The organism is Streptomyces durmitorensis (genome assembly GCF_023498005.1).
Taxonomy (GTDB): Bacteria; Actinomycetota; Actinomycetes; order Streptomycetales; family Streptomycetaceae; genus Streptomyces; species Streptomyces durmitorensis.
Genome location: NZ_CP097289.1, coordinates 4,012,913 through 4,037,742 on the forward strand (window position 1 = coordinate 4,012,913; position 24,830 = coordinate 4,037,742).

Genomic DNA, 24,830 nt, shown 5'->3' on the forward strand with positions numbered 1-24,830 from the left:
GTCCGGTCGGCGGGCAGACCTTTGCCACCCCCGCGCGGCAGGTCTTCGCGGGGAAAGGGCTGCCCTAGCCAGGGAATTCGGGAATGTCCCGGTGTCGTTCGCGGATCGGCGCGGCGGCCTGACCGGCCCCGGCACCCTGAAGAAGCCGCACCGGCGCACGGCTGTCGCACGACGCGGCACACGGATCGCCGTGCCGCGTCTGACTCCCGTCACCGGCCGACTGACCGCCCAGGGTCCGCGCCGGATCACCGGGAGCGGGCGCGGACGGGAACGGCTCGTGCCCGCTGCCGTGCGCGTGGTCCGAGGCGTCACCGCCGAACTCGGCGGCGCCGCGCGCCTGCTGACCAGCGGGATACGTGGCGCCGGTACCGACACCGGCACCGACACCGGCACCGGCACCGGTGCCGTACGACGACTCGCCCCGCGCCCCGGACGACTTCCGCGCCTCGTGCGCCCGAGCTCCCGCCCCGCCCCGACCGTCGCCAGGCTTGGCGGCGCTCTCGGGAGACTGGGGCTCGGCACCGACGCCGGCGTCCGCGTCATCGCCATGGCCCGCACCGGGACCAGGCAGCGGCAGCTCGGGCCTGTCGGGCGCCGCGGGCAGCACCCGCTGCGGCGAACCGCCGAGAACTCCGGTGACCCCGTCGGCAACCGGCCCCACCACGCCCCGCACGGCCCGCTCGGTCCGCTCGGTCCGCACCACGGGCTCGGCGGCGTCGGCCATCGGCTCGACCGCAGCGTCGCGCACCGCCTGCCGCCCGTGACGGACATCCTCGCGCGCGGTCTCCCGCACGGGCTCGGCCACCTGCTCACGCACGGGCTCGCCTACCTGCTCACGCACGGGCTCGGCCACCCGCTCACGCACGGGCGCGGTCACCTGTGCACGTTCCGGAGCCGACGGCGCTCCGTCCACCGCCTCCGCCCGCTCGCCACAGAGGAACCCCAGCGCGAGCAAACCGGCCAGCAGCACCACCACTTGCAGCGCACGCCGCCCGGCCACCGCACGCACCAGGCGCACAGCGGCATCAGGCAGAACGACTACTGCGGGAGTCAAGACGAGGGGATTCCTCTGCTGAGCGGGGAGGGGAGGACCAGGATCGGGGTGAGACACGGAGCGTAGTGCTCCGGGAGTGAAGCCCGCCGATCCTCGCACGGGCCGCCCGCCCTCGCGCAAGCCCCCTGTTACTGATGCGTATTCATGTCCGGTATGGGCAGGGGCCGCTTCTCGATCGCCGCCGCCATCACCTCCGGGAAGAGGTCCGGGGTGCACGCGAAGGCCGGTGCGCCCAGCGCCGAGAGCGCCGCCGCGTGCTCTCGGTCGTACGCGGGCGTCCCCTCGTCGGAGAGCGCGAGCAGCGTCACGAACTGCACTCCGGACGCCTTCATCGCCGCGACCCGCTTCAGCATCTCGTTGCGTATGCCCCCTTCGTAGAGGTCACTGATGAGGACGACGATGGTGTCGGCGGGCCGGGTGATCTGCGACTGGCAGTACGCGAGCGCCCGGTTGATGTCGGTCCCGCCACCCAGCTGCGTACCGAACAGCACATCCACCGGGTCGTCGAGCTGATCGGTGAGGTCGACGACGTTCGTGTCGAAGACGACGAGCCGCGTGTTGAGCGACCGCATCGAGCCGAGCACGGCACCGAACACCGAGGCGTAGACGACGGACGCGGCCATCGAGCCCGACTGGTCGATGCAGAGGATGACCTCCTTCTTCACGGACTGCGACGCCCGCCCGTACCCGATGAGCCGCTCGGGCACGATCGTCTTGTACTCCGGCAGGTAGTTCTTGAGGTTGACCGCGATCGTGCGGTTCCAGTCGATGTCGTGGTGGCGCGGCCTGCTGACACGGGCGCTGCGGTCGAGCGCGCCCGTGAGGGTGGCACGGGTACGCGTGGCGAGCCGCTTCTCCAGGTCCTCCACGACCTTGCGCACGACGGCCCGCGCGGTCTCCTTGGTGGTCTCCGGCATGGCCTTGTTGAGGGAGAGCAGGGTCCCCACCAGATGCACGTCGGCCTCGACGGCCTCCAGCATCTCGGGCTCAAGGAGCAGCGTGGAGAGGCCGAGCCGCTCGATGGCGTCGCGCTGCATGACCTGGACGACGGACGAGGGGAAGTACGTCCGAATGTCCCCGAGCCAGCGCGACACGGACGGCGCGGACGCCCCGAGCCCCGCCGAACGCTCCCGCCCCCGGTCCTTCTTCCCCGCGTCCCCTCCCCCGTACAACGCACCGAGCGCCCCGTCCATCGCCGCGTCCCGCCCGACGAGCTCACACCCGGTCCCCTCGGCCGCACCCCCACCCAGCACAAGCCGCCACCTGCGCAGCCGCTCCCCCGCGGGATCCAACACTTCCTGCGTCATCAGCCCACCTCCACAAGCTCGATACCGCCACCGACACCGAATCCATCGCCGCCACTGACTCCTGCCCCGGGCCCGGACGCGACCCCCAGCAACAGACTCAGCACCGGCAGAACCGCATCCGCCCGCTCACCGTCAAGTTCCGCCCCGAAGCCGGGTATCCCGCCGGTGACGGCCAGGCCACCACCGCCCGCCCCCGGACCGCGCCGCACCAGCTCACCCAGCGTCCGCCGCACCCCCGGTTCGTACGCCGAGAAGGTGCGCCGCAGGAGGGGCAGTACGTCGGTGAAGGCTCGGTCAGGGACCCCGCTCAGCCAGTCGTCGACGAGGCCGAGGAGCCGCTCGTCGTGCACGAGCAGCATGCCGCCCCCTGACCCACCGCCCACGAACCCCTCGATCCAGGCGGCTGCTTCGGCGGGCTCGGTCCCCCGGGACAGTGCGAGCCCCATGAACCGAGCGGCCTCGTCCTCGGCCAACTCCCCGCCGTCCATCAGGATCCGCACGCACCGCCCGCGCACCACCCCGGCCACGCTGTCCCGCTCCCCCAGCACCCTCAACACGGAGTGCCACCGCCCCCGTACACCGGCAGCGCCGACCTTGGGCTCACTCGGGCGCGGGCTCCCCTCGCCCGCAGGATCAGCGTCCAACTCGCCCAGCAGGCCCACCGCCTGGTGCACCGCGTCCATGTGCCCCCGCATCTCGACCGCCGCGTCCTGGTCGAGCCCCGCGCACGCCGGGGGCAGCCCGACGAACACCCGCTCCGCGAGCCCCAGAGCCACTTCGCCGAGCGCAGCCGTGTCCGTACCCCGCACATCCCCGTACCGAAGCGACCGCACCAGCGCGGGCAGCGCCTGCGCCAGATGCCCGACGTCCGCATCCAGTGCCGCCCGGTCCGCCAGGACCCGCATCACCACCGGCAACGCGTCCGGCAGGTCGGCCAGCAGACACCGCTCGGCCAGCGCGGTGACGTCAGCCAGGGCGCCGGCCCCGATGGCATCGGACTCCGCGCGAGCTGTGGCCGCCGCGAGCACGGTCGTCCCCCATACCCCCGCCTCCGCCACCCGCACCGACAGCTCCGGCTCCCACCGCAGCCGCCAGGTCTCCCGGAACGTACCCGTGCTCCCCCGCGACGCGGCGGGCTCGCCCCAGCCGATACCCAGCAGCCGGAGGCGGTGCAGCAGCCTGCTGCGCGCCGCGTCCGCCTCCTTGCGCAGGTCGAGCTCCAACTCCCGCTCAAGCGCCTCGGGTTTGATCCGGAGCTTCCGCTGGAGCCGCGTGAGATCGCGCTGCAACGGCACGGCCGGGGCCGAGTCGGGAACCTCCCCGAGGACGTCCCCGACGACGAGCTTGTCGTGCACGAGGGAGAGCGGCACGTCCGAGCCCTCGCACATCACCGCACGGACCGCGTCCGTCGTCTCGGTGAGCCCCGGCAGCGGACGCCCCCGCATCGCGGCGAGGGTGTCCGCGAGCCGTACCGCCTCGATGACATGCGCGGACGACACGATCCTGTCCTCGTCCCTGAACAGTCGCGCGACCTTCGTCAGCCAGCGCTCCACGGGCCGGTCGGGCGCGCTGAACAGATGCCCGTACCAACCGGGCGACGCGATTCCCGCGCCGTATCCACTGGCCCGCGAGAGGCGGCGGTGCGTCCAGGGCACCCAGGTCATGTCGACCTTCACCTTGGGCAGCCCCTTGAGCAGCGCCCGGTCGGCCGACAGGGTCACCTTCTGCCGCAGCGCGGGCACATGCCAGGCCCCGCACACGACCGCGACGTCGTCCGGACCGAACTCGCGCTGTGCCGCGCGGACTTGGATCCGCATATACGCCTCGCGCACCAGGTCACGGTCATGCCCACCGGTCCCGTACTCCTCGCGCAGCGCCCCCATGGCCTCACCCAGCGCGTCGAACGGCGCGAAGGCGTCCGCCCCGGCCCCCCGGTGCTCGACGACGTCCTCCCACCACCGCTCGGGATCGTCGTACCCTGCGGTCTCCGCGAGCACCGCGAGGGGATCGATCCGCACCGCGTCAGCGTCCACGCCCCCAGGAGTTGCGGCGTCCTCAGCCTCCTCCGTACCCTCCGCGCGCGCCAGCGAATGCGCCGCCGGAAGATCCATGAACCGCACCGGAACCCCGGCGCCCGCCGCCCACTTGATCGCGACCCACTCCGGCGAGAACTCGGCCAGCGGCCAGAACGCCGACCGGCCGGGCTCGTCCACCACGTGCGCGAGCAGCGCGACCGGCGGCCGCATCCCCTCGTCCGCCGCGAGCGCCACCAGCGCGTCGGCCTCCGGCGGCCCTTCGATCAGGACCACGCGCGGCGCGCCCTCCTCGAGTGCGGCCCGCACCGCACGCGCCGACCCCGGCCCGTGATGCCGCACCCCGAGCAGCAACGGCCCCTCGCCCGCTCGCGCCTCGCCCCCGCGCACCTCGTCGCTCATGTCCGCCCCCTCTCCGTCTCACGCCGTCTCGCGCCGTCTCACGCGAACCAGTCACCGTCACGCCCACAGCCACCGTCACGCCCACAACCCCGCTCAGACCCGGGCGGCCCACGCCACCCGCATCCGTCCCGTCACGCACTCACCTCACGGCACGCGCGGTAGAAGTCCTTCCAGCCGTCACGCTCGCGGACCACCGCTTCCAAGTACTCCTGCCAGATCACCCGGTCCGCCGCCGGGTCACGGACCACCGCGCCGAGGATGCCCGCGGCGACATCGCCCGGCCGCAGCACGCCGTCCCCGAAGTGCGTGGCCAGCGCCAGGCCGTTGGTCACGACGGAGATCGCCTCGGCCGTCGAGAGCGTGCCGCTCGGCGACTTCACCTTCGTACGCCCGTCGGCCGTGACCCCGTCCCGCAGCTCGCGGAAGACCGTGACGACGCGGCGTATCTCGTCGATCCCCTCGGGCCCGGTCGGCAGGTCGAGCGAGCGCCCGATCTGGTCGACGCGGCGCGAGACGATGTCGACCTCCGCGTCGGCGCTCTCCGGCAGCGGCAGGATCACCGTGTTGAAGCGGCGGCGCAGCGCGCTCGACAGGTCATTGACCCCGCGGTCGCGGTTGTTGGCCGTCGCGATCAGGTTGAAGCCGCGGACGGCCTGCACCTCCTGGCCCAACTCCGGTATCGGAAGGGTCTTTTCCGACAGGATCGTGATCAGCGTGTCCTGCACGTCGGCGGGGATGCGGGTCAGCTCCTCGACCCGCGCCGTCATGCCGTCGGACATGGCCCGCATGACAGGGCTGGGCACGAGCGCGTCGCGGCTGGGGCCGTGCGCGAGCAGCTGCGCGTAGTTCCAGCCGTACCGGATCGCCTCCTCCGGCGTCCCTGCCGTGCCCTGCACGAGCAGCGTCGAGTCTCCGCTGACGGCGGCCGCCAGATGCTCGGACACCCAGGTCTTCGCGGTGCCGGGCACGCCGAGCAGAAGCAGGGCGCGGTCCGTGGCGAGGGTGGTGACGGCGACCTCGACGATGCGGCGCGGCCCCACGTACTTCGGCGAGATCACCGTCCCGTCCGGCAGCGTGCCGCCGAGCAGATACGTCGCGACCGCCCACGGCGAGAGCCGCCAGCGCTCGGGCCGCGGCCGGTCGTCCTGCGCGGCGAGCGCGGCCAGTTCGGCGGCGAAGGCGTGCTCGGCATGCGGCCGCAGCACCTCCGCCTCCCCCGCGGGCGCGGCTGCGGACGCGGATACAGCGGATGCAGACGCGGGCTGGCCCTCGATCGTCGAGGTCATCGAGGTCGTCGAGCCGACGGACACAGTCATGGAGCGATCCCCCTCCAACTCGTCCGGACACCTCTGGCCCGGATGTGGTTCCAACCGTGCACCACGCCACTGACAATCGACCCGAGCACGCCTCTGACCTGCACAGACACCGAGTGCGGGATCGATTGTCAGTGGCGGGATCTACCTTCGATGACATGACTCAGCAGGGGGTGCGCTGGACGGCGGATCAGGTCCTTGCCTTGGCACCTGACGCCCCGTCACGCAAGGCGGGAAGCAAACTCGGCGTCGCCGGCCCATGGTCGGCGGCAGGCAGTTCGAGCGAGGGGACGGTGTGGGGACTGTGCAAGGGAAGTGGCAGCAAGCCGTATCAGACAGTTGTCGACATCGCGGACATCACCGGCGCGGCAGGCCCGGCGTACAAATGCAGTTGTCCGAGCCGCAAGTTCCCGTGCAAGCACGCGCTCGGGCTGCTGCTGCTCTGGGCGGCGGATGGCGGGGCGCCATCCGGCTCGGCGCCGGAAGCGGAGCCGCCGGACTGGGCGGCGGAGTGGCTTGCGGGGCGCCGCAAGAGAGCGGAGACGAAGCGGGCCTCGGACGCCGCGCCGGACTCGTCACCCGCTGACCCCGAGGCCGCGCGCCGCAGGGCGGAGCGGCGGGCCGAGCGGGTCACGGCAGGAGTGACGGAGCTGGAGCGGCGCCTCTCCGATCTGCTGCGCGGCGGCATAGCCTCCGCCGAGCAGATGGGGTACGGGCTGTGGGAGGAGACGGCGGCCCGCATGGTCGACGCCCAGGCACCCGGACTTGCCGCGCGCGTAAGGGAGTTGGGTGCCATTCCCTCCTCCGGTCCCGGCTGGCCCGTGCGGATGCTGGAGGAGTGCGCGCTCCTCCACCTCCTCGACCAGGGCTGGCTGCACCGCGGGCAGTTGCCGGAGGCCCTGGCTGCCACGGTCCGCTCCCGCACGGGCCTGCCCACGCCGGCGGAGGGTCCGCCGGTGCGGGACCACTGGCTGGTGCTCGCGCAGTACGACACGGCAGACAGCAAGCTCACCACCCGCCGGATATGGCTGCACGGCGCGGAGTCCGGCCGGACGGCCCTGCTCCTGTCGTACGGAGCCGCGGGCCGCGCACCCGCGCTCGCGCTGCCGGTCGGCCTCGCGCTGGACGCCGAGCTGACCGCGTACCCGGGCGCCGGGCAGCTGAGGGCCGACCTGGGCGAACAGTTCAGCGCCCCCGCGCCGACGGCGGCCCGTCCACCGGGCGTACGGACGGAACAGGCCGCGCACAGCTACGGCGAAGTGCTGCGGGACGACCCCTGGCTGGATTCCTGGCCGGTGACACTGAGCGAAGTGATACCGACCCCGTGCCCCGGCCCCTCCTCCGAAGGCTGGCAACTGGCGGACGCGAAAGGCGACATGGCGCTGCCCATCACGCCTTCCGCGGCGTCCCGTGCGGGGCTGTGGCGGCTGGTGGCACTCTCCGGAGGCGCTCCGGTGACGGTCTTCGGCGAGTGTGGCCACGAGGGCTTCATCCCTCTGACGGCCTGGCCGTGCGGAGCGGGAGAGGCGGTCGCCCTGTGCTGACCGCCACGCCTCACCACCGTCACACCGATGCGTACTCCTAGAGCGCTGCGGCGTTCGAGGAGGAGCGCTGGGTTCGCGCAACGCACCGCAGGGCCATCCGTCGCTCCACCGCAGCACCGCTCCACCGCTCCACCGCTCCACCGCAGCACCGCAGCACCGCAGCACCGCGGCACCGCGGCACCGCGGCACCGCGGCGGCAGATCCAAACAGATCCGGTAGATCCGGCGTCCAAGACGGCAACTCCAAACGAAAGACCGAGTGATCCGTCCGAGAGAGGAGTCCACATGACCGGCATCACCGCACTCACCGAAGCGACCGTCATCCCCTGGGAAGACCTGGTCACCGCCGCGCTCCTCGGCACCGACCGCCGCACGCCCCCCGTACGAACCCAGGACAAGGACGCACCGACCGCTCTTCTGGACGCGGCAGCCGTGCAGACCGTCCGGCGCAGAGCCGGGCTTCGTCCCGCACCCGCCGCGACAGCTCCCGAGCCCGCGGCGGACGACCCCAGGCCCCTGGTGCCGCCAGCTGCACGGCGCAGGCTCGCCACGCTGCTCACCGACCACCCCGGCGCGGCAAGCGGTGGACGCCGGGGCGCGGTGCCCGACCTGATGGAACTGCTGCCCCAGTGGCTGGCGTTGGCCAACGACCGCGGCTTCGCTGCGCCGCCCGAGCTGATTCCGGCCCTCCTGAACGCGGCGCGCGGGCGCACGGACCTCCGGCCGCAGGCGCTCACCTTCGCGGGCCCGCGGGCCCTGTGGCTCGCGCGGCTCAACCCGGACTGGAAGTTCGCGCTCCGCTCCACTCCGGGCGGTGGGGTGTCGCTGCCCGCCCCCGAGGAGACGGCACTGGTCCAACAGCTCTGGGAGGAAGGCCTGTTCGCCGAGCGCGTCGCCCTGCTCGGCGCGGTGCGGGCGCATGAACCCGCCGCCGCGCGGGAGCTGCTCGCCTCCACCTGGAGCACGGAGCGAGCGGAGGACCGCCTGATGTTCCTCGACTCCTTGCGCACCCAACTGTGCGACGCGGACGAGCCGTTCCTGGAGCAGGCCCTCACCGACCGCAGCCGCAACGTCCGCGCGACGGCGGCCGAGCTCCTCTCCGCACTGCCCTCATCCGCCCTCGCCGCGCGGATGGCGGCCCGCGCCGCCTCGTGCGTGGCCATCGACCACGCCCAGGGCACGAAGAGCACGCCGACGCTCACGGTCGAGGCGCCGCACGAGTGCGACGCGGGCATGGAGCGCGACGGCGTCGTTCCGAAGCCTCCCGCAGGTCGGGGCGAACGCAGCTGGTGGCTAGCCCAGTTGGTGGAGGCGGCACCGCTCGGAACCTGGCCGGAGCGGCTCGGCGGCCGGACCCCCGCGGAGATCGTGGCGCTGCCCGTGGCCGACGACTGGCAGAGCGAGCTGCACGCCGCGTGGTGCCGCGCGGCGGTGCGGCAGCGCGACGCCGTCTGGTCCCGGGCGCTGCTCGGAGCTCCCTCGTCCCCCGATGCGGCGGGCCCCGGAGCGGCGTCGCTCGCCGAGCGCGCGAAGCTCCTCGCCGCGTTGCCGGCCGTTGAGCGGGCCGACTGGGTCGCGGGATTCATCGGGACGCACGGCCTCTCGGAGGCGTTCCAGCTGCTCGGCGTGTGCGCGCTGCCCTGGTCGGAACCGCTGGGCCGTGCGGTGGTGGACGCGCTGAACATCGCGCGTGACGCCGGGAGTTACCCCTGGAGCTTCAGCGGGGTGATGGGTCTGGCGGAGCGCTGCCTCGACCCTGCGGAGGCGGTCCGTCTCGACGTACTGACCGCGATACCGGACGAGCCGGAGGACGCTTCCCCCGGCGCGGGCGGCTACTGGTCGGAGGCCTTCCAGCGCCTGGTCAGTACGTTGCGTCTACGCGCGGCGATGCGGGCGGAGCTGGGCGCGGCGCCGGAAGATCCGGGGGTGCCGTCATGTCAGGCAACTTAGGCGACCCCGCTGCTGGGACGGGGCGCCCGACGCCTCTCACCAAAGCCTCTGAGCGGAGGCAGCCCACGCCCTTCACCGAAGCCCCTGAGCCGAGGCAGCCGGCGCCTCTCACCACAGCCCCTGATGCCAGGCAGCGGACACCCCTCACCGAAGCCCCTGAGCCAAGGCAGCCCACGCCCCTCACCGCAGCCCCAGCCCCAGGCCCAGGCCCAGCTTCGCAGCAGCCGAACAGCTCTCCCCCGATCCCGAGGCAGCCAGACGCCTTCGTCCCGGGGCGAAGGCGGTCGGCCGCTCCCGGCGCAGCCCAAAGCCGCCGCGCAGCCCAAGGCCGCCGAGCCGCCCTCACCCCGGAGCGAGAGAGGCCGGACGACGCCCCCGCCGAGGAGCGGTTGCCGTCAGGTGCCCGCCGGCTGGCGGACGTTCGCACGGACCCAGTCCACGATCGAAGCCGTCGTCGCCCCGGGAGTGAAGATCTCCGCGACACCCTTCTCCTTGAGCGGCGCGATGTCCGCCTCGGGGATGATGCCGCCGCCGAAGACCTTGATGTCCTCCGCGTCGCGCTCCTTGAGGAGCTCGATCACGCGCGCGAAGAGCGTGTTGTGGGCGCCGGAGAGGATGGACAGGCCGATCGCGTCGGCGTCCTCCTGGATCGCGGTGTCCACCACCTGCTCGGGCGTCTGATGCAGGCCGGTGTAGATGACCTCCATACCCGCGTCACGCAGTGCCCTCGCGATCACCTTGGCTCCGCGATCATGACCGTCGAGACCCGGCTTCGCCACCACCACGCGGATCGGACCGGCTGCCACACCCATCACTGCCTCCATGTACCGATATCCATCTGTCCAAGCACTGGCACCCCGTGCCGCACCGGCCGGGGAAGTGAACGAACGTTATCTCCAGCATCTCGCACCCGGCAGTTTCACGGTGGAGAGCGAGGGGGAAATCACACGATGGGACACGTTCGCTGCGCGCCACTCCCGTATCCAGCGGCATACGGACCGTTTTCGGGACGGCGCAAGGGGAGCCGCAACGAGGTCGCCGTGCCACCGCGCCGCCAGCTGCGCGCCGTGGTGATGCGGCGCATCGGCGATCGCGCCGGTATTCGGTGCGCCACATGCGCCGACCACGTACCGCCGTACGACCTCTGTCACGCCTCCCCACTACGGGCACACGGGGGACAGAGCCGTCCTCCCGCGTGCCGACCGGGAGGTCGACCATGACCGTCACCAGGGTCTTGCCCTTTCGCCCGCCCTGCCTCCAGTTGCCCGCCAGACTCGCGGGACTCTCCTTGGCCCTGCTGAAGGCGACCGCACTCGAGGTGGCGATCCTCGCCGGCCACCTCCTCCTGTACCCGTCGGGCATCGCCCAGGAACGCAGGGTCGCCGCCGAACTGCCGCCGCCGGACGCCCCCAGGCTCCCCGCGGAGCGCCGCCCCCCGGTCGTCCTCCTGCACGGCTTCATCGACAACCGCTCGGTCTTCGTCCTGCTGCGCCGCTCCCTGGCCCAGCACGCCGGCCAGCACGTGGAGTCCCTGAACTACTCCCCCCTCACCTGCGACATCCGCACCGCCGCCGAGCTGCTCGGCCGCCATATAGAGGAGATCTGTGAGCGCACGGGCCACCACCAGGTGGACATCGTCGGACACAGCCTCGGCGGCCTGATAGCCCGCTATTACGCGCAGCGCCTCGGCGGCGACGAACGCGTCCGCACGCTGGTCACCCTCGGTACCCCACACGAGGGAACACGGGTCGTGCCGCTGGCCGACGCGCACCCGATCGTGCGCCAGATGCGCCCCGGCTCGGACGTGATCGAGGAGCTGCGCGAGCCCGCGCCGGGCTGCCGGACCCGTTTCGTGAGCTTCTGGAGCGACCTGGACCAGCTGATGGCCCCCCTGGAAACGGCCTGCGTCAACCATCCCGACCTGATCGCACAGAACGTACGTGTCTCCGGTATCGGCCATCTCGCCCTGCCCGTGCACCCCGCGGTCGCCGCCGGAATCCGCCAGGCCCTCGACATGCCTGCTTCGGGGACCCCCGCCACGGGTGCCGAAACGGGACTGACCGTGGCCTGAGGAGCAGCTCCCGCACCCCTCGATGCGGGAAATTTGTCGAACGGAGCTCGAACGCAGGGCCAAAGCTGTGCCCACAGTCCGCCGAAAGGCGGCCGAATGCCCGTTTCCTGAGAGCGTGAAACCTGCCGAAGATTGTCGCGCCCGCATACCGCCGGGTACAGTCGCCGCACTGCTCTGCCCCTGCTGCCGAGGCGAAAGAGAAGTTGGTGAACGACCGTCACCCGTCGGGGAGCTCAACACCCCCGGCCTCGGCACCCGCCGACTATGCGCCCTACGCGGCGTATGAACCGCAGAGCACCCAGCATGGCGCCTACGCCGGGTACGACGGCTACTCCACGGGTAGCTTCGACACCTCAGGCGGCTATGCGACGGCCGGTCCCGACACCGGAAGCTTCGCGTCCGACCCGCTCTTCGGCGACATGCCCGGCAGTCAGTACGACACCGGCCAGTGGTCCGCCACGGGGACGCAGCAGACGCTGAACTACGACCCGTACGCCGCGCAGCACCAGGCCGCGTACGACACCAGTGGTTACGAGACCGGCAGCTACGACACCAGCATGTGGTCGACCGGCGGCTATCAGCACCTCTCCGCCGACATCCCCGCGCAGCCGGGCCCCGACGCCACCGGCCAGTGGGACACCGCCTCCTGGAACCAGCCGCAGAACCAGCCGCAGCACGAGCAGCAGCACCAGGCGCAGCAGACCGGCCAGTGGGAGACCCAGGCCTTCGACACCGGCGCGTACGACGCGACCGCGTGGAACTCCGGCGGCCAGGACATGACGTACGGGGCCACGGAGACGCTCGACGCGTACAGCGCCCCCGAGGCGCAAGAGGCACACGGCGCACACGGGACGTACGAGGCCCAGGACACGCCCGGAGCGCCCGACACGTACGAGGCACCCGAACCGTACGAGCATTCGCCTTACGACACCGGGTCCTACGCCTCCGGATCCCACGCCCCCGAGGCCTACGCACAACCGGCCCCCGCCGAGCACGAGTTCACGCCCGACGAGGCTCCCGCCGATTCACTCGGTCCGGTCGAGCCGAGCCGTCACGGCTCCGTCGGCGACGACGAACCGCCGGTCATGGACCGCTCGCACGGCTCCCGCTCGCGGGCCCGCCGCCGCTCCCCCGCCAAGCGCTCCGCGCTCTTCACCGTCGCCGTGCCCTCCGCCTGCGTGATGGGCGTCGCGGGTATCGCCGCCGCGTCCGTGGGCGACTTCGGCGGCGGGGACGAGAAGGAGGCGCAGGCGGCATCGGCCCCGGACCCCACGTCGGTCCAGCCTTCCGCCGCCAACAACAAGCTCGACACGCAGCTGGCGAACCTCTCCGCGGACGCCGGTGACTTCGCCGACCGCGCGAGCCGCACCCAGGAGCGCATCGACCTCAAGGCGGAGAAGGTCGCCGCCGAGAAGAAGGCCGCCGAGGAAGCCGCGCGCAAGGAGCGTCTGCGCCCCAAGTTCTCGCTGCCGGTCAAGCAGCACGGCCTGAGCGCGTACTACGGCCAGGCCGGCATCAACTGGATGTCCGCGCACTCCGGAATCGACTTCCCGGTGTCGTACGGCACCGAGGTGCTCGCCGCCACCGACGGCACCGTCTCCACGAAGTGGAACAGCGCCTACGGCAACATGGCGATCGTGACCGCCAAGGACGGCACGGAGACGTGGTACTGCCACCTCTCCACGCACAAGGTCTCCAGCGGTCCCGTCAAGGCGGGCGACCCCATCGCCTTCTCCGGGAACTCCGGCAACTCCACGGGACCGCACCTGCACTTCGAGGTGCGTCCCGGCGGCGGCTCGGCGATCGACCCGCTGCCGTGGCTGCGCAGCCACGGCCTCGACCCGACGTAACTCCGGCCGCCGCCCCCGGCGTTACAGCTTCTCCACCGGCGCGTACCGCAGCAGCAGCCGCTTCGGCTTCGGCTCTCCGAAGTCCACCGTCGCCTCCGCGTTCGCGCCCGTGCCCTTCACCCCGACCACGGTCCCGAGGCCGAACTGGTCGTGCGTGACCCTGTCCCCGATCGCCAGCGCGACCACCGGCTTCTCCGTGGCGCGGCGCGTGGCGAAGCCCTGCGCGCCCCCGGTGCGCGAGCGCGACGACGACAAGGAGGAGGCGATTCCGGCCGCGGGCCCGGAGGATGCCGGTGCGCCGACCGAACCCTTCCGCTTCCAGTCCAGATGGGCCTCCGGAATCTCCTCCAGGAAGCGCGACGGCGGGTTGTACGAAGGCTGTCCCCAGGCGCTGCGCATCGAGGACCGCGTCAGATAGAGCCGCTCACGCGCGCGCGTGATGCCCACGTACGCGAGGCGGCGCTCCTCCTCCAGCTCCTTGACCTGGCCGAGGGAGCGCATGTGCGGGAAGACGCCGTCCTCCATGCCGGTCAGGAAGACGACCGGGAACTCGAGGCCCTTGGCGGTGTGCAGGGTCATCAGCGTGATGACTCCGGAGCCGTCGTCCTCCTCGTCCGGGATCTGGTCCGAGTCGGCGACGAGCGCGACCCGCTCCAGGAACTCGGAGAGCGTGCCCGACACGCCTGTGCCCGCGCCCGCGTCCTCTCCGCCTTCCGCCTCCCCTTCGCCTTGTCCTTCGCCTTGTCCTTCGCCGCCTTCACCGGCTTGTGCGGCTTCTCCGTTGTCGTGCTCGAACTCCAGTGCCACGGCGGCGAGTTCCTGGAGGTTCTCGATGCGCGTCTCGTCCTGCGGGTCGGTGGAGGCCTGCAACTCGGCGAGATACCCGGTCCGTTCGAGCACGGCCTCCAGGACGACGGCGGGGCCCGCGCCGGACTCGACGACGGTCCGCAGCTCCTCCATCAGCACGTTGAACCGCTTGACGGCGTTCGCCGAGCGCGCGGCCATTCCGTACGCCTCGTCGACGCGCTTCAGAGCCTGCGGGAAGGAGATCTTCTCGCGCTGCGAGAGCGCGTCGATCATCGCCTCCGCGCGGTCGCCAATACCCCTCTTGGGTACGTTGAGAATGCGCCGCAGCGGGACGGAGTCCTCGGGGTTGGCGAGCACGCGCAGATACGCGAGGACGTCCCGGACCTCCTTGCGCTCGTAGAAGCGGACGCCGCCGACGACCTTGTACGGCAGGCCGACGCGGATGAAGATCTCTTCGAAGACACGGGACTGCGCGTTCGTCCGGTAGAAGATCGCGACGTCGCCCGCCTTCGCGTCGCCCGCGTCGGTGAGCCGGTCGATCTCGTCGGCGACGAACTGCGCCTCGTCGTGCTCGGTGTCGGCCACATAGCCGGTGATGCCCGCGCCCGCGCCCGCGTTGGTCCACAGGTTCTTGGGGCGGCGGCTTTCGTTGCGCTCGATGACGGCGTTGGCCGCGGTCAGGATCGTCTGCGTGGAGCGGTAGTTCTGCTCCAGGAGGATCGTCGTCGCGTTCGGGTAGTCCTCCTCGAACTGGAGGATGTTGCGGATCGTGGCGCCGCGGAAGGCGTAGATCGACTGGTCCGCGTCACCCACGACGCACAGCTCGGCGGGGTCGTCGCCCTCACCCCCGGAGGGGCCAACCAGCTCGCGCACCAGGGCGTACTGGGCGTGGTTCGTGTCCTGGTACTCGTCGACCATCACGTGCCGGAAGCGGCGGCGGTAGTGCTCGGCGACGTCCGGGAACGCGCGGAACATGTTGACCGTCGTCATGATCAGGTCGTCGAAGTCGAGGGCGTTCGCCTCGCGCAGGCGCGACTGGTACATCGCGTACGCCTGGGCGAGCGTCCGCTCGAAGCCGTCGGCGGCCTGTCCCGCGAAGGTCTCCTCGTCGATCAGTTCGTTCTTCAGGTTCGAGATCTTGGCGCTGAAGGACTTCGGCGGGAACTTCTTCGGGTCGATGTCCAGGTCGCGGCAGACCAGTGCCATCAGGCGCTTGGAGTCGGCGGCGTCGTAGATCGAGAAGGAGGAGGTGAAGCCGATCGTCTTCGACTCGCGGCGCAGTATCCGCACGCACGCGCTGTGGAACGTCGACACCCACATCGCGTTGGCCCGCGGCCCCACGAGCTGCTCGACGCGCTCCTTCATCTCGCCCGCGGCCTTGTTCGTGAACGTGATCGCCAGGATCTGCCCCGGGTGCACGTGCCGCTCGGCCAGGAGATACGCGATGCGGTGCGTGAGGACCCGGGTCTTGCCCGAGCCCGCGCCGGCGACGATGAGCAGCGGGGAGTCCGCGTGCACGACGGCCGCGCGCTGGTTCTCGTTCAGCCCGTCGAGCAGGGCCGCCGGGTCGATCACGGGGCGCGGGGCGCCGCCGCGATAGTGCGCGTCCCGGGGTGCGGGCGCGTCGAACTTCCCGTCGAACAGATCATCCGGAATGGACTCCGGGGCACTGTCCTCGGGCGGCGGCGGGTGCTCCTCCTCCGAAGCCCGCGAGGGCTTGAGGTCCGCCAGGAAGCTGTCATCAAAGAGGCTGCTCATCGCCTCCCGAGTCTAGGCGGCCCCACTGACAACCCGCCCCGGGTTCCGGCCACGTCACATGCCTACGCCCCGAGCGCGCATGGTCACGCTCCGCCATGGCACGGCGTGCCCGCGTCAAGAGCTTCGTAAAGTAACGAAAATGTATCGGGCATATCGAACATCAACCTTCACACGGACCACACGAGTTGGCTAGCGTGCTCCGCGGGCCGCTCGTACTCCCACCGGCGAACCCCGCCGGGAACGGGTGGCCTCCGCCGAGTTCGATCTCCTCGGAGCCGGGGACCCACCATGAACTTGGGGTGAATCGGTCCCGTACGAAGTACGGGACTGTAGGGCAACCTTCCGGAACCATCCGCCCGAACCCGACAGCTAACCCGGTAGGCGGTCTACGGAAGGAGTCGCCTCCCTTGGCGTCGCACCGCAAGCCGCGGACCCGCATGACCGGCCTACGCGCCACTCCCGCCCTCGGCATCACGACGGCGGCCCTCACCTCCGTGGCCCTCCTGTCACAGAGCGCGCAAGCCGCACCGTCCGCGCCGCAGAAGCCCAGCCTCGAAGAGGTCCAGAAAAAGGTCGACGACCTCTACCACCAGGCGGGCGTGGCCACGCAGAAGTACAACTCGGCCAAGGAGCGCACCGACAAGCAGCGCAAGAAGGTCGACACCCTTCTCGACGACGTGGCCAAGCGCACCGACAAGCTGAACGAGGCCCGCCAGGAGCTGGGCTCGTTCGCCGCCGCCCAGTACCGCACCGGCGCCGTCTCCGAGACCGCCACGATGATGCTCGCCGACGACCCGCAGGGGTACTTCGACCAGAATCACCTGTCGGACCGGCTGACCGCGCGCCAGAAGAAGGCGGTCGACGACTATCAGACCGAGCAGGCCTCGGCGACGAAGCAGCGCACCAAGGCCGCCAAGAGCCTGGAGACGCTGAGCGACTCGCGTGACGATCTCAGGACGAGCAAGCAGACCGTCCAGAAGAAGCTGGGCCAGGCGCGCACGATGCTCTCGGAGCTGACCGCCGAGGAGAAGGCGCGGCTCGCGGCGATCGAGAAGAAGAAGGAAGAAGCGGCCAAGCGCAAGGCCGCCGAGCTGGCCCGCAAGCAGGAGGCCGAGGCGGAGGCCAAGCGCAAGGCGGCGGAAGAGGCGGCGGCCAAGGAGCGCGAGCAGAACAAGGAGACCCCGGACTCCGGCTCCGGTTCCGACACCGGCTCCGGATCCGGCACGGGTTCCGGCTCCGGCTCCGGCGACACGGACAGCGGTTACGCGACGAAGGCCGCGAAGGTCATCAACTTCGCGGAGGCCCAGATCGGCAAGCCGTACGTGTGGGGCGCCACCGGCCCCGACTCCTACGACTGCTCCGGGCTCACCCAGGACGCGTGGAAGGCCGCGGGGATCTCCCTGCCGCGTACGACGTGGGACCAGGTGAAGGTCGGCACGACCGTGAAGACCGCCGACGCCAAGCCGGGTGACCTGGTCTTCTTCTACGACGACATCAGCCACGTGGGCATCTACATCGGCGACGGCAAGATGATCCACGCCCCGAAGCCGGGCGCGAACGTCCGCGTCGAGTCGATCTACTACATGCCGATCCACAGCGTGGTGCGGCCCGCGTAACCGTCACACAAGACACCACACACAAGAAAACGGCCCTCCACGCGCGCGTGGAGGGCCGTTTCTGTCTGCGGGGCGACTCAGGTCCACAGCACCGCGATGAAGATGTTCACGACGGTCAGCAGCCCGACGGCGCCGAACATCGCCTTGTCCACCTTCTCCTCGTCCCGTTTCACATAGACCAGCGCGAGGATCACGATCAGCACGGCCATCTTGATGCCGATCTTGAGGTTGTTGACCGGGTTGTCGTCCGCCTGATTGAGACCCACCAGGATGACGCCCGTGACGAGCATCGTCAGCGCGCCGTGCAGCATCGCCGGGTTGAAGCGGGCCGTGCCCTGGCCCATCTGCTTCATCTGAGTCAGGAAGCCGCCCAGGAGGGAGGCGATGCCGATGATGTGCAGGCCGACGAAGAGATGGGTGAGAACGTCCATGGTTCCGGAGCCTAGCCGGGGCCTTATCACCACTCCGTAGCCAGGTGGGCCACAAGCGCCGCATCGGTCACGCGCGCACGTGAAGGACGTGCGGCCTGGCGGATGACGCAGTCACATACGGTCACCTTCCAGAACACTTCCGTCAGTTGCGCACATTCCGTCACCAACCCGTGACGGCCAGGTTTAGCGTCCTTCGTCAGGTGCCCGGCTCCCCACCGCCGCCCGGACCAGGGGCGGCAGTCGGACACCACCGCCGAGAATCCGGCGGCGGTCCGCTCCCCCTGTGCGGGCCGCCGCCGGAACCTTAAGGAGCCCCCTTCGTGGCAGCGCACCGCAAGCCCAAACAGCGCTCGCTCAGTGGCCATACGGCCCGCACCGCCGCCACCATCGCCCTCGCCGGGGCCGCGACAGCCACCGCCTTCGACGGGACGGGACACGCCGACCCGCGGCTCAGCCCGGCCGAGGTGAAGTCCAAGGTCGACGCGCTCTACCGCGAGGCGGAGATCGCCACCGAGAAGTACAACGGCGCCAAGGAGAAGGCCCAGAACGCCGAGAAGTCACTGGGCGAGCTGCGCGACGAGGCGGCCCGCAAGACGGAGAAGCTCAACTCGGCGCGCGAGGGCCTCGGTTCGATCGCCGCCGCGCAGTACCGCAGCGGCGGCATCGACCCGGCCGTCCAGCTCGCGCTCTCCTCCGACCCCGACCAGTACCTCGAGCGCGCCGCGCTCGCCGACCGGGCGGACAGCCGCCAGGCCGCGGCCGTCACCGGCGTGCGCAAGCAGCTCCAGGAGATCGACCAGCTGCACACCGAGGCCGACGACACCCTCGCGCACCTCAAGTCCCGCCAGGCGGAGCTGAAGAAGCACAAGAAGACGGTCAACGGAAAGCTGGACACGGCCAAGCGGCTCCTGTCGCAGCTCACCGGCGACCAGCGCGCGGAGCTCTCGGGCGAGGACAGGGCGTCCCGTACGGCGGCCCGCGACGGCATCACGGGCGGTACGGCCAAGGCTCCCAACTCCCGCGCCTCAGCGGCCGTCTCGTACGCCCACAAGGCGCTCGGCAGCCCGTACGTATGGGGCGCCACCGGCCCCGACGCGTTCGACTGCTCCGGGCTCACCCAGGCCGCCTACCGGTCGGCGGGGGTCGACCTGCCGCGCACGACGTACGCGCAGATCGCCGCGGGCGAGCGGATCCCGCGCTCCCAACTCCAGCCCGGCGACCTGGTCTTCTTCTATCAGGGCATCAGCCATGTCGGCCTCTACGTGGGCAACGGCCAGATGATCCACGCCCCGAACCCGAGCGCTCCGGTGCGCCTCGCGCCGATCAGCCAAATGCCCTTCGCGGGGGCGACGCGGGTGGCGTGAGACGTCCTGCGGGTGCGATGAAGGGCTCGCAGGGGGCGGCGGGGAAGGGGGTTGAGGAGCCGCTCGACCCCCGCAGGTACTGTCAGGGGCATGCCCCGCCGTACGCTGCCGCCGCCCCCGCCACCTGCCTATCTGCGCACCTGGCCGGACCGGAACGCGCTCCTGCACGACCGCGGCATGGCGCTCGATGAACTGCGCAGGCGGAGCCTGGGCCTGCACCGGATCCTGTTGCTCTGGCTGTTCGGGCTCGGCTGCGTCATCGGCTGGGCGCTCCTGACGGTGCCGCTGGAGATGATCGAGGACCACGATGTGATGGCCGTCGTCATGGTCCCGCTCTGCGCGATCCTGGGCCTGGGAGCCATCGCCCCCTGCGTCTACGGAGTCGTCGCCGGCATCCGCAACGACCGCAAGGCCCGCGAACTCACCGACAGCTGGCTGGCGCTCGACAGCCACCCGGCGTCGGACTCCGCCCTCCGCTCCCCCGGCCTCAGCCTCTGCTGGCTCCTCTCGTCCCTCCTCGTGTGCGCCCTCGGCCTGTGGGCGTCCTTCGCGTCCGCCGCCTACGCCGAACCGGGACGGGACTCGTACAGCGACGTCGTGCTCGGCATGGGCACGGGCCTCATCCTGTGGCTGACGGGCCTGATCGGCATCACCAAGGCGGTGGGCCACTACCGCTGGGCAATACGGAAGTTGGGCCCCGCCACACGGGCCACCCCGGCGGCGAACAGCGCGCACCGCTGAGCCAGGGCCGGACCACCGGACCACCGGCGCACTACCTAGCCGGGACCGGCCCGACCGTCAGACCAGTCGGCGCGCCGTCGCCCACCGCGTCAGCTCGTGCCGGTTGGACAGCTGGAGCTTCCTCAGCACCGCCGACACATGCGACTCGACCGTCTTCACGGAGATGAAGAGCTGCTTGGCGATCTCCTTGTACGCATACCCCCGAGCGATGAGCCGCAGCACCTCCCGCTCGCGCTGCGTGAGGCGGTCCAGGTCCTCGTCCACCGGGGGCGCGTCGGTCGACGCGAAGGCGTCGAGGACGAACCCGGCGAGGCGGGGCGAGAAGACCGCGTCGCCGTCCTGCACGCGGAAGATGGAGTCGACCAGGTCGGTACCGGTGATGGTCTTGGTGACATAGCCGCGGGCACCGCCACGGATGACGCCGATGACGTCCTCGGCGGCGTCCGATACGGACAGTGCGAGGAACCGCACGGGGCGCTCGGCATCGGACATCAACGGCGCGCAGCGGCGCAGCACTTCGACCCCGCCGCCGCCCGGAAGGTGCACGTCGAGGAGCACGACCTCGGGGCGCGTCGTCGTGATGACCGTGACCGCCTGGTCGACGTCCGCGGCCTCGCCGACTACCTCGACACCGGTGATCGCGGTCCTGCCGATCTCCGCCTGGACGCCCGTGCGGAACATCCGGTGGTCGTCGACGAGGACGACGCGCGCACGGCGGCTCTCCTGGTCGCCGCCGACGGCAGCACCGGCTGAATCGGCCGCGTCGGCGGGCTGAGCCGGTTCGGCCGCCCCGGCCGTGGCCGCCGTGTTCGGTTCGGCCGCGGACGGCTCGGCCGCACCCTCTGATCCGCCCCTGGGCCCCACGGCCTCACTCGCGTCGCTCATGTCGTCGCCGTCCTCTCCATCTCCAGCTCGACTTCCGTGCCGCCCCCCGGCACCGCGCGCAGCCGCGCCGTGCCGCCGTTGCGCTGCATACGGCCGATGATCGATTCTCGTACGCCCATGCGGTCGTCCGGCACGGAATCCAGATCGAAGCCGGGGCCACGGTCGCGGACGGACACGAACACCGTCTCCCCCTCGACTTCGGCGAAGACCTGCACCGCACCGCCATCGCCACCGTACTTGGCGGCGTTCACCATTGCTTCCCGCGCGGCCTGCATCTGCGCGGTCAGCCGGTCGTCGAGCGGGCAGTCGCCGACGACGACGACCTCGATGGGCACTCCGTGCTTGTCCTCCACCTCCGCGGCATTGCGCCGGACCGCTTCGGCGAGGGTGTCGGGCTCGTCCGCCTCGTCCTTGCCCGTGCCCTCCGGTTTGTAGAGCCATTGACGCAGGTCCCGCTCCTGGGCGCGGGCCAGGCGGCGCACCTCTGAGGCGTTCTCGGCGTTGCGCTGGATCAGGGTCAGGGTGTGCAGGACCGAGTCGTGCACATGAGCGGCGACCTCCGCCCGCTCCTGTGCACGGATCCGCATCAGCCGCTCCTCGGAGAGGTCCTGCATCATGCGCACGAGATAGGGGCCGGCGAGCAGCGCGACGCCCACGAGGACGGCGAGCGCGGCCTGTAGCACGGAGCTGAGGTGCGAGGTGGAGCCCTGCAGCACGACGATGCCGCTGACACCGGCGCCGACGAGCAGCACTCCGGCCCCCGCACGGGCGATGGTCAGGGTGCGCCTGCGGCGGCCGACGGCCATCCAGCGGGCCCGGCGGGCGTTGTCGGCCTGCCGCCAGACGAGCGCGACACCGGCGGCGACGAGCAGCGTCGGGAACAGATAGGCCTTGGTCGAGCTGCCCAGATCCACATTGCCGACGAAGACCATGGCGACGACGACCATCGCGAGCAGCGCGACGAGCTGGCCCTTGTCCGGCTTGCGGGCCACGAGTCTGCGGCGTCCGTCGGGCGCCGTCTCGGTGGTCACGGCCGAGGGCGGCCGCTGGGCGTCGACCCCGCCGACGCCCAGCGGCACGAAGAACCAGAACGCCGCGTACAGCAGCGCACCCATCCCGTCCGCCATGGACAGGCCGACGAAGATCAGCCGCACCCAGACGACGGGCAGACCGAGATGACCGGCGAGGCCGCGCGCGACCCCGCCGAGCCAACGGCCGTCACCGCTGCGATAGAGCTTTCGCAGCGGCCGCTCGTCTTCGATGGATACTGCTGCGGCTTCCGGCATGCCTCCGATATTCACACGCGTACGCGGGCGGGGGCATCAGGGTCGACCCCCGAGACGTCCCTGATCTCCGCCCCGGACACAGGGGTGCGGAGGCCGGGGCAGGGACGTGTCAGGGGCGATCTCAGGGTTCGGCCAGGGTTGTCCCGACTGCCGCGGTGGCCTCCGGCCCGTCACCATGGACACATGACAGACGAGCAGCCCGCCGGGACGGGCCCGCAGGCCGCGCCGCGCGATCCTCTCACCGCCACGGCGCAGGAACCGGGCGGGCCGATGGACGTGCGGGCCTTCCGCCGCGACCGCCGGCACAAGAAGCTGGGCGGCGTGTGCGCGGGTCTCGGTCAGCACTGCGACATGGATCCGGTGATCTTCCGGATCGGGCTCGCGCTCCTCTCCGTCACGAGCGGGCTCGGCCTTGTCTTTTACGGCTTCGCGTGGCTGTTCGTCCCCTCCGAGGACGAGGAGGAGAACGAGGCGCGCAGGCTCCTCTCCGGCCGTGTGGACGGCCAGGCCCTGACGGCCGTGCTCTTCGCGCTCGTCGGCTGCGGCGTCTTCCTCTCCTTGCTGAACAACGGCGGGGCGCTCACCTTCGCGGCCGTCCTCGCCCTGCTCCTCGCGGGCGCGGGGTACTGGTCGCAGCAGCGCGGCACGACCGACCCCGATCCGGTGGCGGCCCAGGCCGTGGCGGACGCCCCGCCCGAGGCGAAGGCACCGCCGGTGGCCGGTGCGCCTTCGTGGTGGCGGGACCCGATCGTCAAGGACGGCACGCACGACGGGATCTCGGGCTATTTCTGGGGGCCCGAGGGGGTGGCCGTCCAGTATCAGCCCGACCCACCGCACGGGCGGATACGGCAGCAGCGGGAGCCCGCGGTGGCCCCCCGGCCCAAGCAGCGCGGCCCGCGCTGGATCGGCGGCTCCGTCTTTCTGGGAGCGCTGCTCGCGGGCGGTCTGGGCACCGGCCTCACGTGGGAGGAGCAGCCGCTCGGCACCAGCCTGCAGACCGGCCTCGCCCTCGCGCTCGCCGTGTTCGGCATCGGCATCGCTCTCAGCGCCTTCCTGGGACGCACCGGCGTGGGCTCGATCGTGCTCGCGGTGATCACGGCCGGGCTGCTCGCGGGCGCGGCCGCACTGCCCAAGGACATCAGCACCACCTGGGCGGAGACGGAGTGGAAACCGACCGCGGCGGAACAGGTCGAGCCTCGGTATGAACTGGGGACGGGCCTCGGCACGCTCGACCTGACCCGGGCCGGTCCCGGCAAGGGCGAGACGCTGAGCACTGGCGCCGAGGTGGGGGCAGGCCAGGTGAAGGTGATCGTGCCGAAGGACAGCACGGTGAAGCTGGACGTGGAAGTGGGCATCGGCGACATCCAGTTGCCGGAGGACCGCAAGGGCGACGTGGACATCGCTCCGGGCAAGGAGAAGACGGTGACGCTGAACCCGCCCGCGGGAAGCAAGGACGGCGGCACGCTCGAGCTGCACGTCGAAGTGGGCATCGGACAGGTGGAGGTGACCCGTGCTACGTCATGAGTTCCATCCCGGCAAGCTGGTCCTCGGCCTGTTCCTGCTGATGGCGGCCATCGCCTACGCGGGTGACGCGGGCGGCATCTGGGACACACCGTGGTTCGTGGTGTTCCCGCTCCTGCTGGCGGGTCTGCTGCTCGGCGGCGCGGCGGCAGCCGTGTCCTACGGGATACGCGGCCGGCCCAGGGCCCGCACCGCGGACCGCACCGCGAACCGGACGGCGGAGAGCACGACGGACAGCACGGCGGACCGAATAGCCGACCGCCCGGTCGACGACTCCCGGGACGCCTAGCCGCCCCAGCCCGACCCGACCCAGCCCTGCCCGGCCTGGCCCGCGGCTCAGCCGAGCCCCGACCCGTACTTGCGTCGGGCCGCGAGCATCGCGTCCAGCGAGAAGATGGACGCGCCCGCGAGGATCAGCGGGAGCCAGGCCATCAGGTAGGCCAGGTCGTTGCCGTAGTAGTAGGGCTCGGTGGACCAGCTCACGGTCAGCCAGAGGCTGAGCGAGATCAGCGCACCGCCGAGCGCGGCGATCCGGGCGAAGAGGCCGACGAGGGTGCCGATGCCGACGGCCAGTTCACCGAGGGCGATGGCATAGCCGAAGCCGACCGGGCTCTTGAGGGAGAGGTCGACGAGGGCCGGGATGGCGGAGATGTCGCGGACGCCTTCCATCATCTCGCCGATGGACCCGGCGCCACTGGCCGACATGAAGGCGCTGTCGGTGAGCTTGTCCAGGCCCGCGTAGATGAAGGTGACCCCGAGGAAGACGCGGAGCGGGAGCAGGGCGTATCGGGAAGCGCTCTCCCGCCAGCCGCTGCTTCTGACGTAGCTGGTGTGGCTGTCGGTACGCATGCCGTGAGCCATCGCTCTCGCCGCCTCTCCCGTTGACCCGCTTCGCCCA

At 71.3% G+C, this 24,830-nt stretch carries 19 protein-coding genes and 1 riboswitch; of the genes, 10 read left to right on the plus strand and 9 right to left on the minus strand.

The features are described from left to right. Positions 1-91 precede the first annotated feature (91 nt). Positions 92-1,120, plus strand: a complete 1,029-nt coding sequence (locus tag M4V62_RS43590; RefSeq protein WP_283779094.1) for a hypothetical protein — start codon at positions 92-94, stop codon at positions 1,118-1,120. Positions 1,121-1,182: 62 nt separating this feature from the next. Here M4V62_RS43590 and M4V62_RS17850 read toward each other — a convergent pair whose 3' ends face one another. From M4V62_RS17850 to M4V62_RS17860, 3 genes are all read right to left on the minus strand, one after another. Next, entirely contained in the window at positions 1,183-2,361 is a 1,179-nt protein-coding gene (locus M4V62_RS17850; RefSeq protein ID WP_249588262.1) for a vWA domain-containing protein, read from the minus strand. After that, positions 2,361-4,796 carry a DUF5682 family protein gene (locus M4V62_RS17855; protein ID WP_249588263.1) on the minus strand — a complete coding sequence of 812 codons (2,436 nt, stop codon included), beginning with the start codon at positions 4,794-4,796 and terminating at the stop codon, positions 2,361-2,363. Before M4V62_RS17855 ends, M4V62_RS17850 begins: the two co-directional genes overlap by 1 nt. Positions 4,797-4,927: 131 nt before the next feature. Further along, positions 4,928-6,082: an ATP-binding protein gene (locus M4V62_RS17860; RefSeq protein WP_249592886.1), complete on the minus strand. Its 1,155-nt coding sequence runs from the start codon at positions 6,080-6,082 to the stop codon at positions 4,928-4,930. 185 nt (positions 6,083-6,267) lie between these two features. Here M4V62_RS17860 and M4V62_RS17865 point away from each other — a divergent pair, with 185 nt between their 5' ends. Then, positions 6,268-7,653 (plus strand): SWIM zinc finger family protein, encoded by a 1,386-nt coding sequence (locus M4V62_RS17865; RefSeq protein WP_249588264.1) that lies wholly within the window; start codon positions 6,268-6,270, stop codon positions 7,651-7,653. Positions 7,654-7,937: 284 nt separating this feature from the next. After that, on the plus strand, positions 7,938-9,602 hold the full coding sequence (locus M4V62_RS17870; RefSeq protein WP_249588265.1) for a DUF5691 domain-containing protein: 1,665 nt from the start codon (positions 7,938-7,940) through the stop codon (positions 9,600-9,602). Positions 9,603-9,997: 395 nt separating this feature from the next. Here M4V62_RS17870 and icmB read toward each other — a convergent pair whose 3' ends face one another. After that, positions 9,998-10,414 carry a coenzyme B12-dependent isobutyryl CoA mutase small subunit gene (icmB, locus tag M4V62_RS17875; RefSeq protein WP_249588266.1) on the minus strand — a complete coding sequence of 139 codons (417 nt, stop codon included), beginning with the start codon at positions 10,412-10,414 and terminating at the stop codon, positions 9,998-10,000. A 404-nt stretch (positions 10,415-10,818) separates the two neighbouring features. On the opposite strand from icmB, the gene M4V62_RS17880 reads away from it, so the two are divergent. After that, the gene (locus M4V62_RS17880) at positions 10,819-11,673 is read left to right on the plus strand and encodes a lipase family alpha/beta hydrolase (protein WP_249588267.1); all 855 of its coding nucleotides are present in this window, start codon (positions 10,819-10,821) and stop codon (positions 11,671-11,673) included. A 206-nt stretch (positions 11,674-11,879) separates the two neighbouring features. Beyond that, positions 11,880-13,523: a M23 family metallopeptidase gene (locus tag M4V62_RS17885; RefSeq protein ID WP_249588268.1), complete on the plus strand. Its 1,644-nt coding sequence runs from the start codon at positions 11,880-11,882 to the stop codon at positions 13,521-13,523. Between the two features lie 21 nt (positions 13,524-13,544). Here the strand turns inward: M4V62_RS17885 and M4V62_RS17890 are convergent, their stop codons facing one another. Next, positions 13,545-16,088, minus strand: coding sequence for an ATP-dependent DNA helicase (locus M4V62_RS17890; protein ID WP_249588269.1), 2,544 nt, complete (start codon positions 16,086-16,088; stop codon positions 13,545-13,547). 242 nt (positions 16,089-16,330) lie between these two features. After that, positions 16,331-16,487: riboswitch (cyclic di-AMP (ydaO/yuaA leader) on the plus strand. 8 nt (positions 16,488-16,495) lie between these two features. Between M4V62_RS17890 and M4V62_RS17895 the strand changes: the two genes are divergently transcribed. Next, the gene (locus tag M4V62_RS17895; protein ID WP_249588270.1) at positions 16,496-17,704 is read left to right on the plus strand and encodes a C40 family peptidase; all 1,209 of its coding nucleotides are present in this window, start codon (positions 16,496-16,498) and stop codon (positions 17,702-17,704) included. A gap of 77 nt (positions 17,705-17,781) precedes the next feature. Here the strand turns inward: M4V62_RS17895 and M4V62_RS17900 are convergent, their stop codons facing one another. Next, on the minus strand, positions 17,782-18,135 hold the full coding sequence (locus tag M4V62_RS17900) for a hypothetical protein (RefSeq protein WP_249588271.1): 354 nt from the start codon (positions 18,133-18,135) through the stop codon (positions 17,782-17,784). 320 nt (positions 18,136-18,455) lie between these two features. Between M4V62_RS17900 and M4V62_RS17905 the strand changes: the two genes are divergently transcribed. Both M4V62_RS17905 and M4V62_RS17910 read left to right on the plus strand, forming a co-directional pair. After that, positions 18,456-19,499, plus strand: coding sequence for a C40 family peptidase (locus M4V62_RS17905; RefSeq protein ID WP_249588272.1), 1,044 nt, complete (start codon positions 18,456-18,458; stop codon positions 19,497-19,499). Between the two features lie 90 nt (positions 19,500-19,589). Further along, complete coding sequence (locus M4V62_RS17910; protein ID WP_249588273.1) at positions 19,590-20,240, plus strand: hypothetical protein; 651 nt, start codon at positions 19,590-19,592, stop codon at positions 20,238-20,240. A gap of 57 nt (positions 20,241-20,297) precedes the next feature. Here M4V62_RS17910 and M4V62_RS17915 read toward each other — a convergent pair whose 3' ends face one another. Both M4V62_RS17915 and M4V62_RS17920 read right to left on the minus strand, forming a co-directional pair. Then, entirely contained in the window at positions 20,298-21,125 is an 828-nt protein-coding gene (locus M4V62_RS17915; RefSeq protein ID WP_283779095.1) for a LuxR C-terminal-related transcriptional regulator, read from the minus strand. After that, complete coding sequence (locus tag M4V62_RS17920) at positions 21,122-22,411, minus strand: ATP-binding protein (RefSeq protein ID WP_249588274.1); 1,290 nt, start codon at positions 22,409-22,411, stop codon at positions 21,122-21,124. Before M4V62_RS17920 ends, M4V62_RS17915 begins: the two co-directional genes overlap by 4 nt. A gap of 183 nt (positions 22,412-22,594) precedes the next feature. Here M4V62_RS17920 and M4V62_RS17925 point away from each other — a divergent pair, with 183 nt between their 5' ends. Both M4V62_RS17925 and M4V62_RS17930 read left to right on the plus strand, forming a co-directional pair. Continuing rightward, on the plus strand, positions 22,595-23,935 hold the full coding sequence (locus M4V62_RS17925; RefSeq protein ID WP_249588275.1) for a PspC domain-containing protein: 1,341 nt from the start codon (positions 22,595-22,597) through the stop codon (positions 23,933-23,935). Next, positions 23,922-24,221, plus strand: a complete 300-nt coding sequence (locus M4V62_RS17930) for a hypothetical protein (protein ID WP_249588276.1) — start codon at positions 23,922-23,924, stop codon at positions 24,219-24,221. The genes M4V62_RS17925 and M4V62_RS17930 overlap by 14 nt, the downstream gene beginning before the upstream one ends. Before the next feature lie 47 nt (positions 24,222-24,268). Here the strand turns inward: M4V62_RS17930 and M4V62_RS17935 are convergent, their stop codons facing one another. Continuing rightward, positions 24,269-24,793, minus strand: a complete 525-nt coding sequence (locus tag M4V62_RS17935; protein WP_249588277.1) for a DoxX family protein — start codon at positions 24,791-24,793, stop codon at positions 24,269-24,271. Positions 24,794-24,830: the final 37 nt, after the last annotated feature.

What these genes read in the sequence shown, in the direction of transcription:
- icmB (WP_249588266.1), bottom strand. Translation starts at nt 10,414, where the DNA reads ATGGGTGTGGCAGCCGGTCCGATCCGCGTGGTGGTGGCGAAGCCGGGT.
- M4V62_RS17855 (WP_249588263.1), bottom strand. Translation starts at nt 4,796, where the DNA reads ATGAGCGACGAGGTGCGCGGGGGCGAGGCGCGAGCGGGCGAGGGGCCG.
- M4V62_RS17870 (WP_249588265.1), top strand. Translation starts at nt 7,938, where the DNA reads ATGACCGGCATCACCGCACTCACCGAAGCGACCGTCATCCCCTGGGAA.
- M4V62_RS17900 (WP_249588271.1), bottom strand. Translation starts at nt 18,135, where the DNA reads ATGGACGTTCTCACCCATCTCTTCGTCGGCCTGCACATCATCGGCATC.
- M4V62_RS17880 (WP_249588267.1), top strand. Translation starts at nt 10,819, where the DNA reads ATGACCGTCACCAGGGTCTTGCCCTTTCGCCCGCCCTGCCTCCAGTTG.
- M4V62_RS17920 (WP_249588274.1), bottom strand. Translation starts at nt 22,411, where the DNA reads ATGCCGGAAGCCGCAGCAGTATCCATCGAAGACGAGCGGCCGCTGCGA.
- M4V62_RS17850 (WP_249588262.1), bottom strand. Translation starts at nt 2,361, where the DNA reads ATGACGCAGGAAGTGTTGGATCCCGCGGGGGAGCGGCTGCGCAGGTGG.
- M4V62_RS17935 (WP_249588277.1), bottom strand. Translation starts at nt 24,793, where the DNA reads ATGGCTCACGGCATGCGTACCGACAGCCACACCAGCTACGTCAGAAGC.
- M4V62_RS17865 (WP_249588264.1), top strand. Translation starts at nt 6,268, where the DNA reads ATGACTCAGCAGGGGGTGCGCTGGACGGCGGATCAGGTCCTTGCCTTG.
- M4V62_RS17910 (WP_249588273.1), top strand. Translation starts at nt 19,590, where the DNA reads ATGCCCCGCCGTACGCTGCCGCCGCCCCCGCCACCTGCCTATCTGCGC.
- M4V62_RS17890 (WP_249588269.1), bottom strand. Translation starts at nt 16,088, where the DNA reads ATGAGCAGCCTCTTTGATGACAGCTTCCTGGCGGACCTCAAGCCCTCG.
- M4V62_RS17925 (WP_249588275.1), top strand. Translation starts at nt 22,595, where the DNA reads ATGACAGACGAGCAGCCCGCCGGGACGGGCCCGCAGGCCGCGCCGCGC.
- M4V62_RS17915 (WP_283779095.1), bottom strand. Translation starts at nt 21,125, where the DNA reads ATGAGCGACGCGAGTGAGGCCGTGGGGCCCAGGGGCGGATCAGAGGGT.
- M4V62_RS17860 (WP_249592886.1), bottom strand. Translation starts at nt 6,082, where the DNA reads ATGACCTCGACGATCGAGGGCCAGCCCGCGTCTGCATCCGCTGTATCC.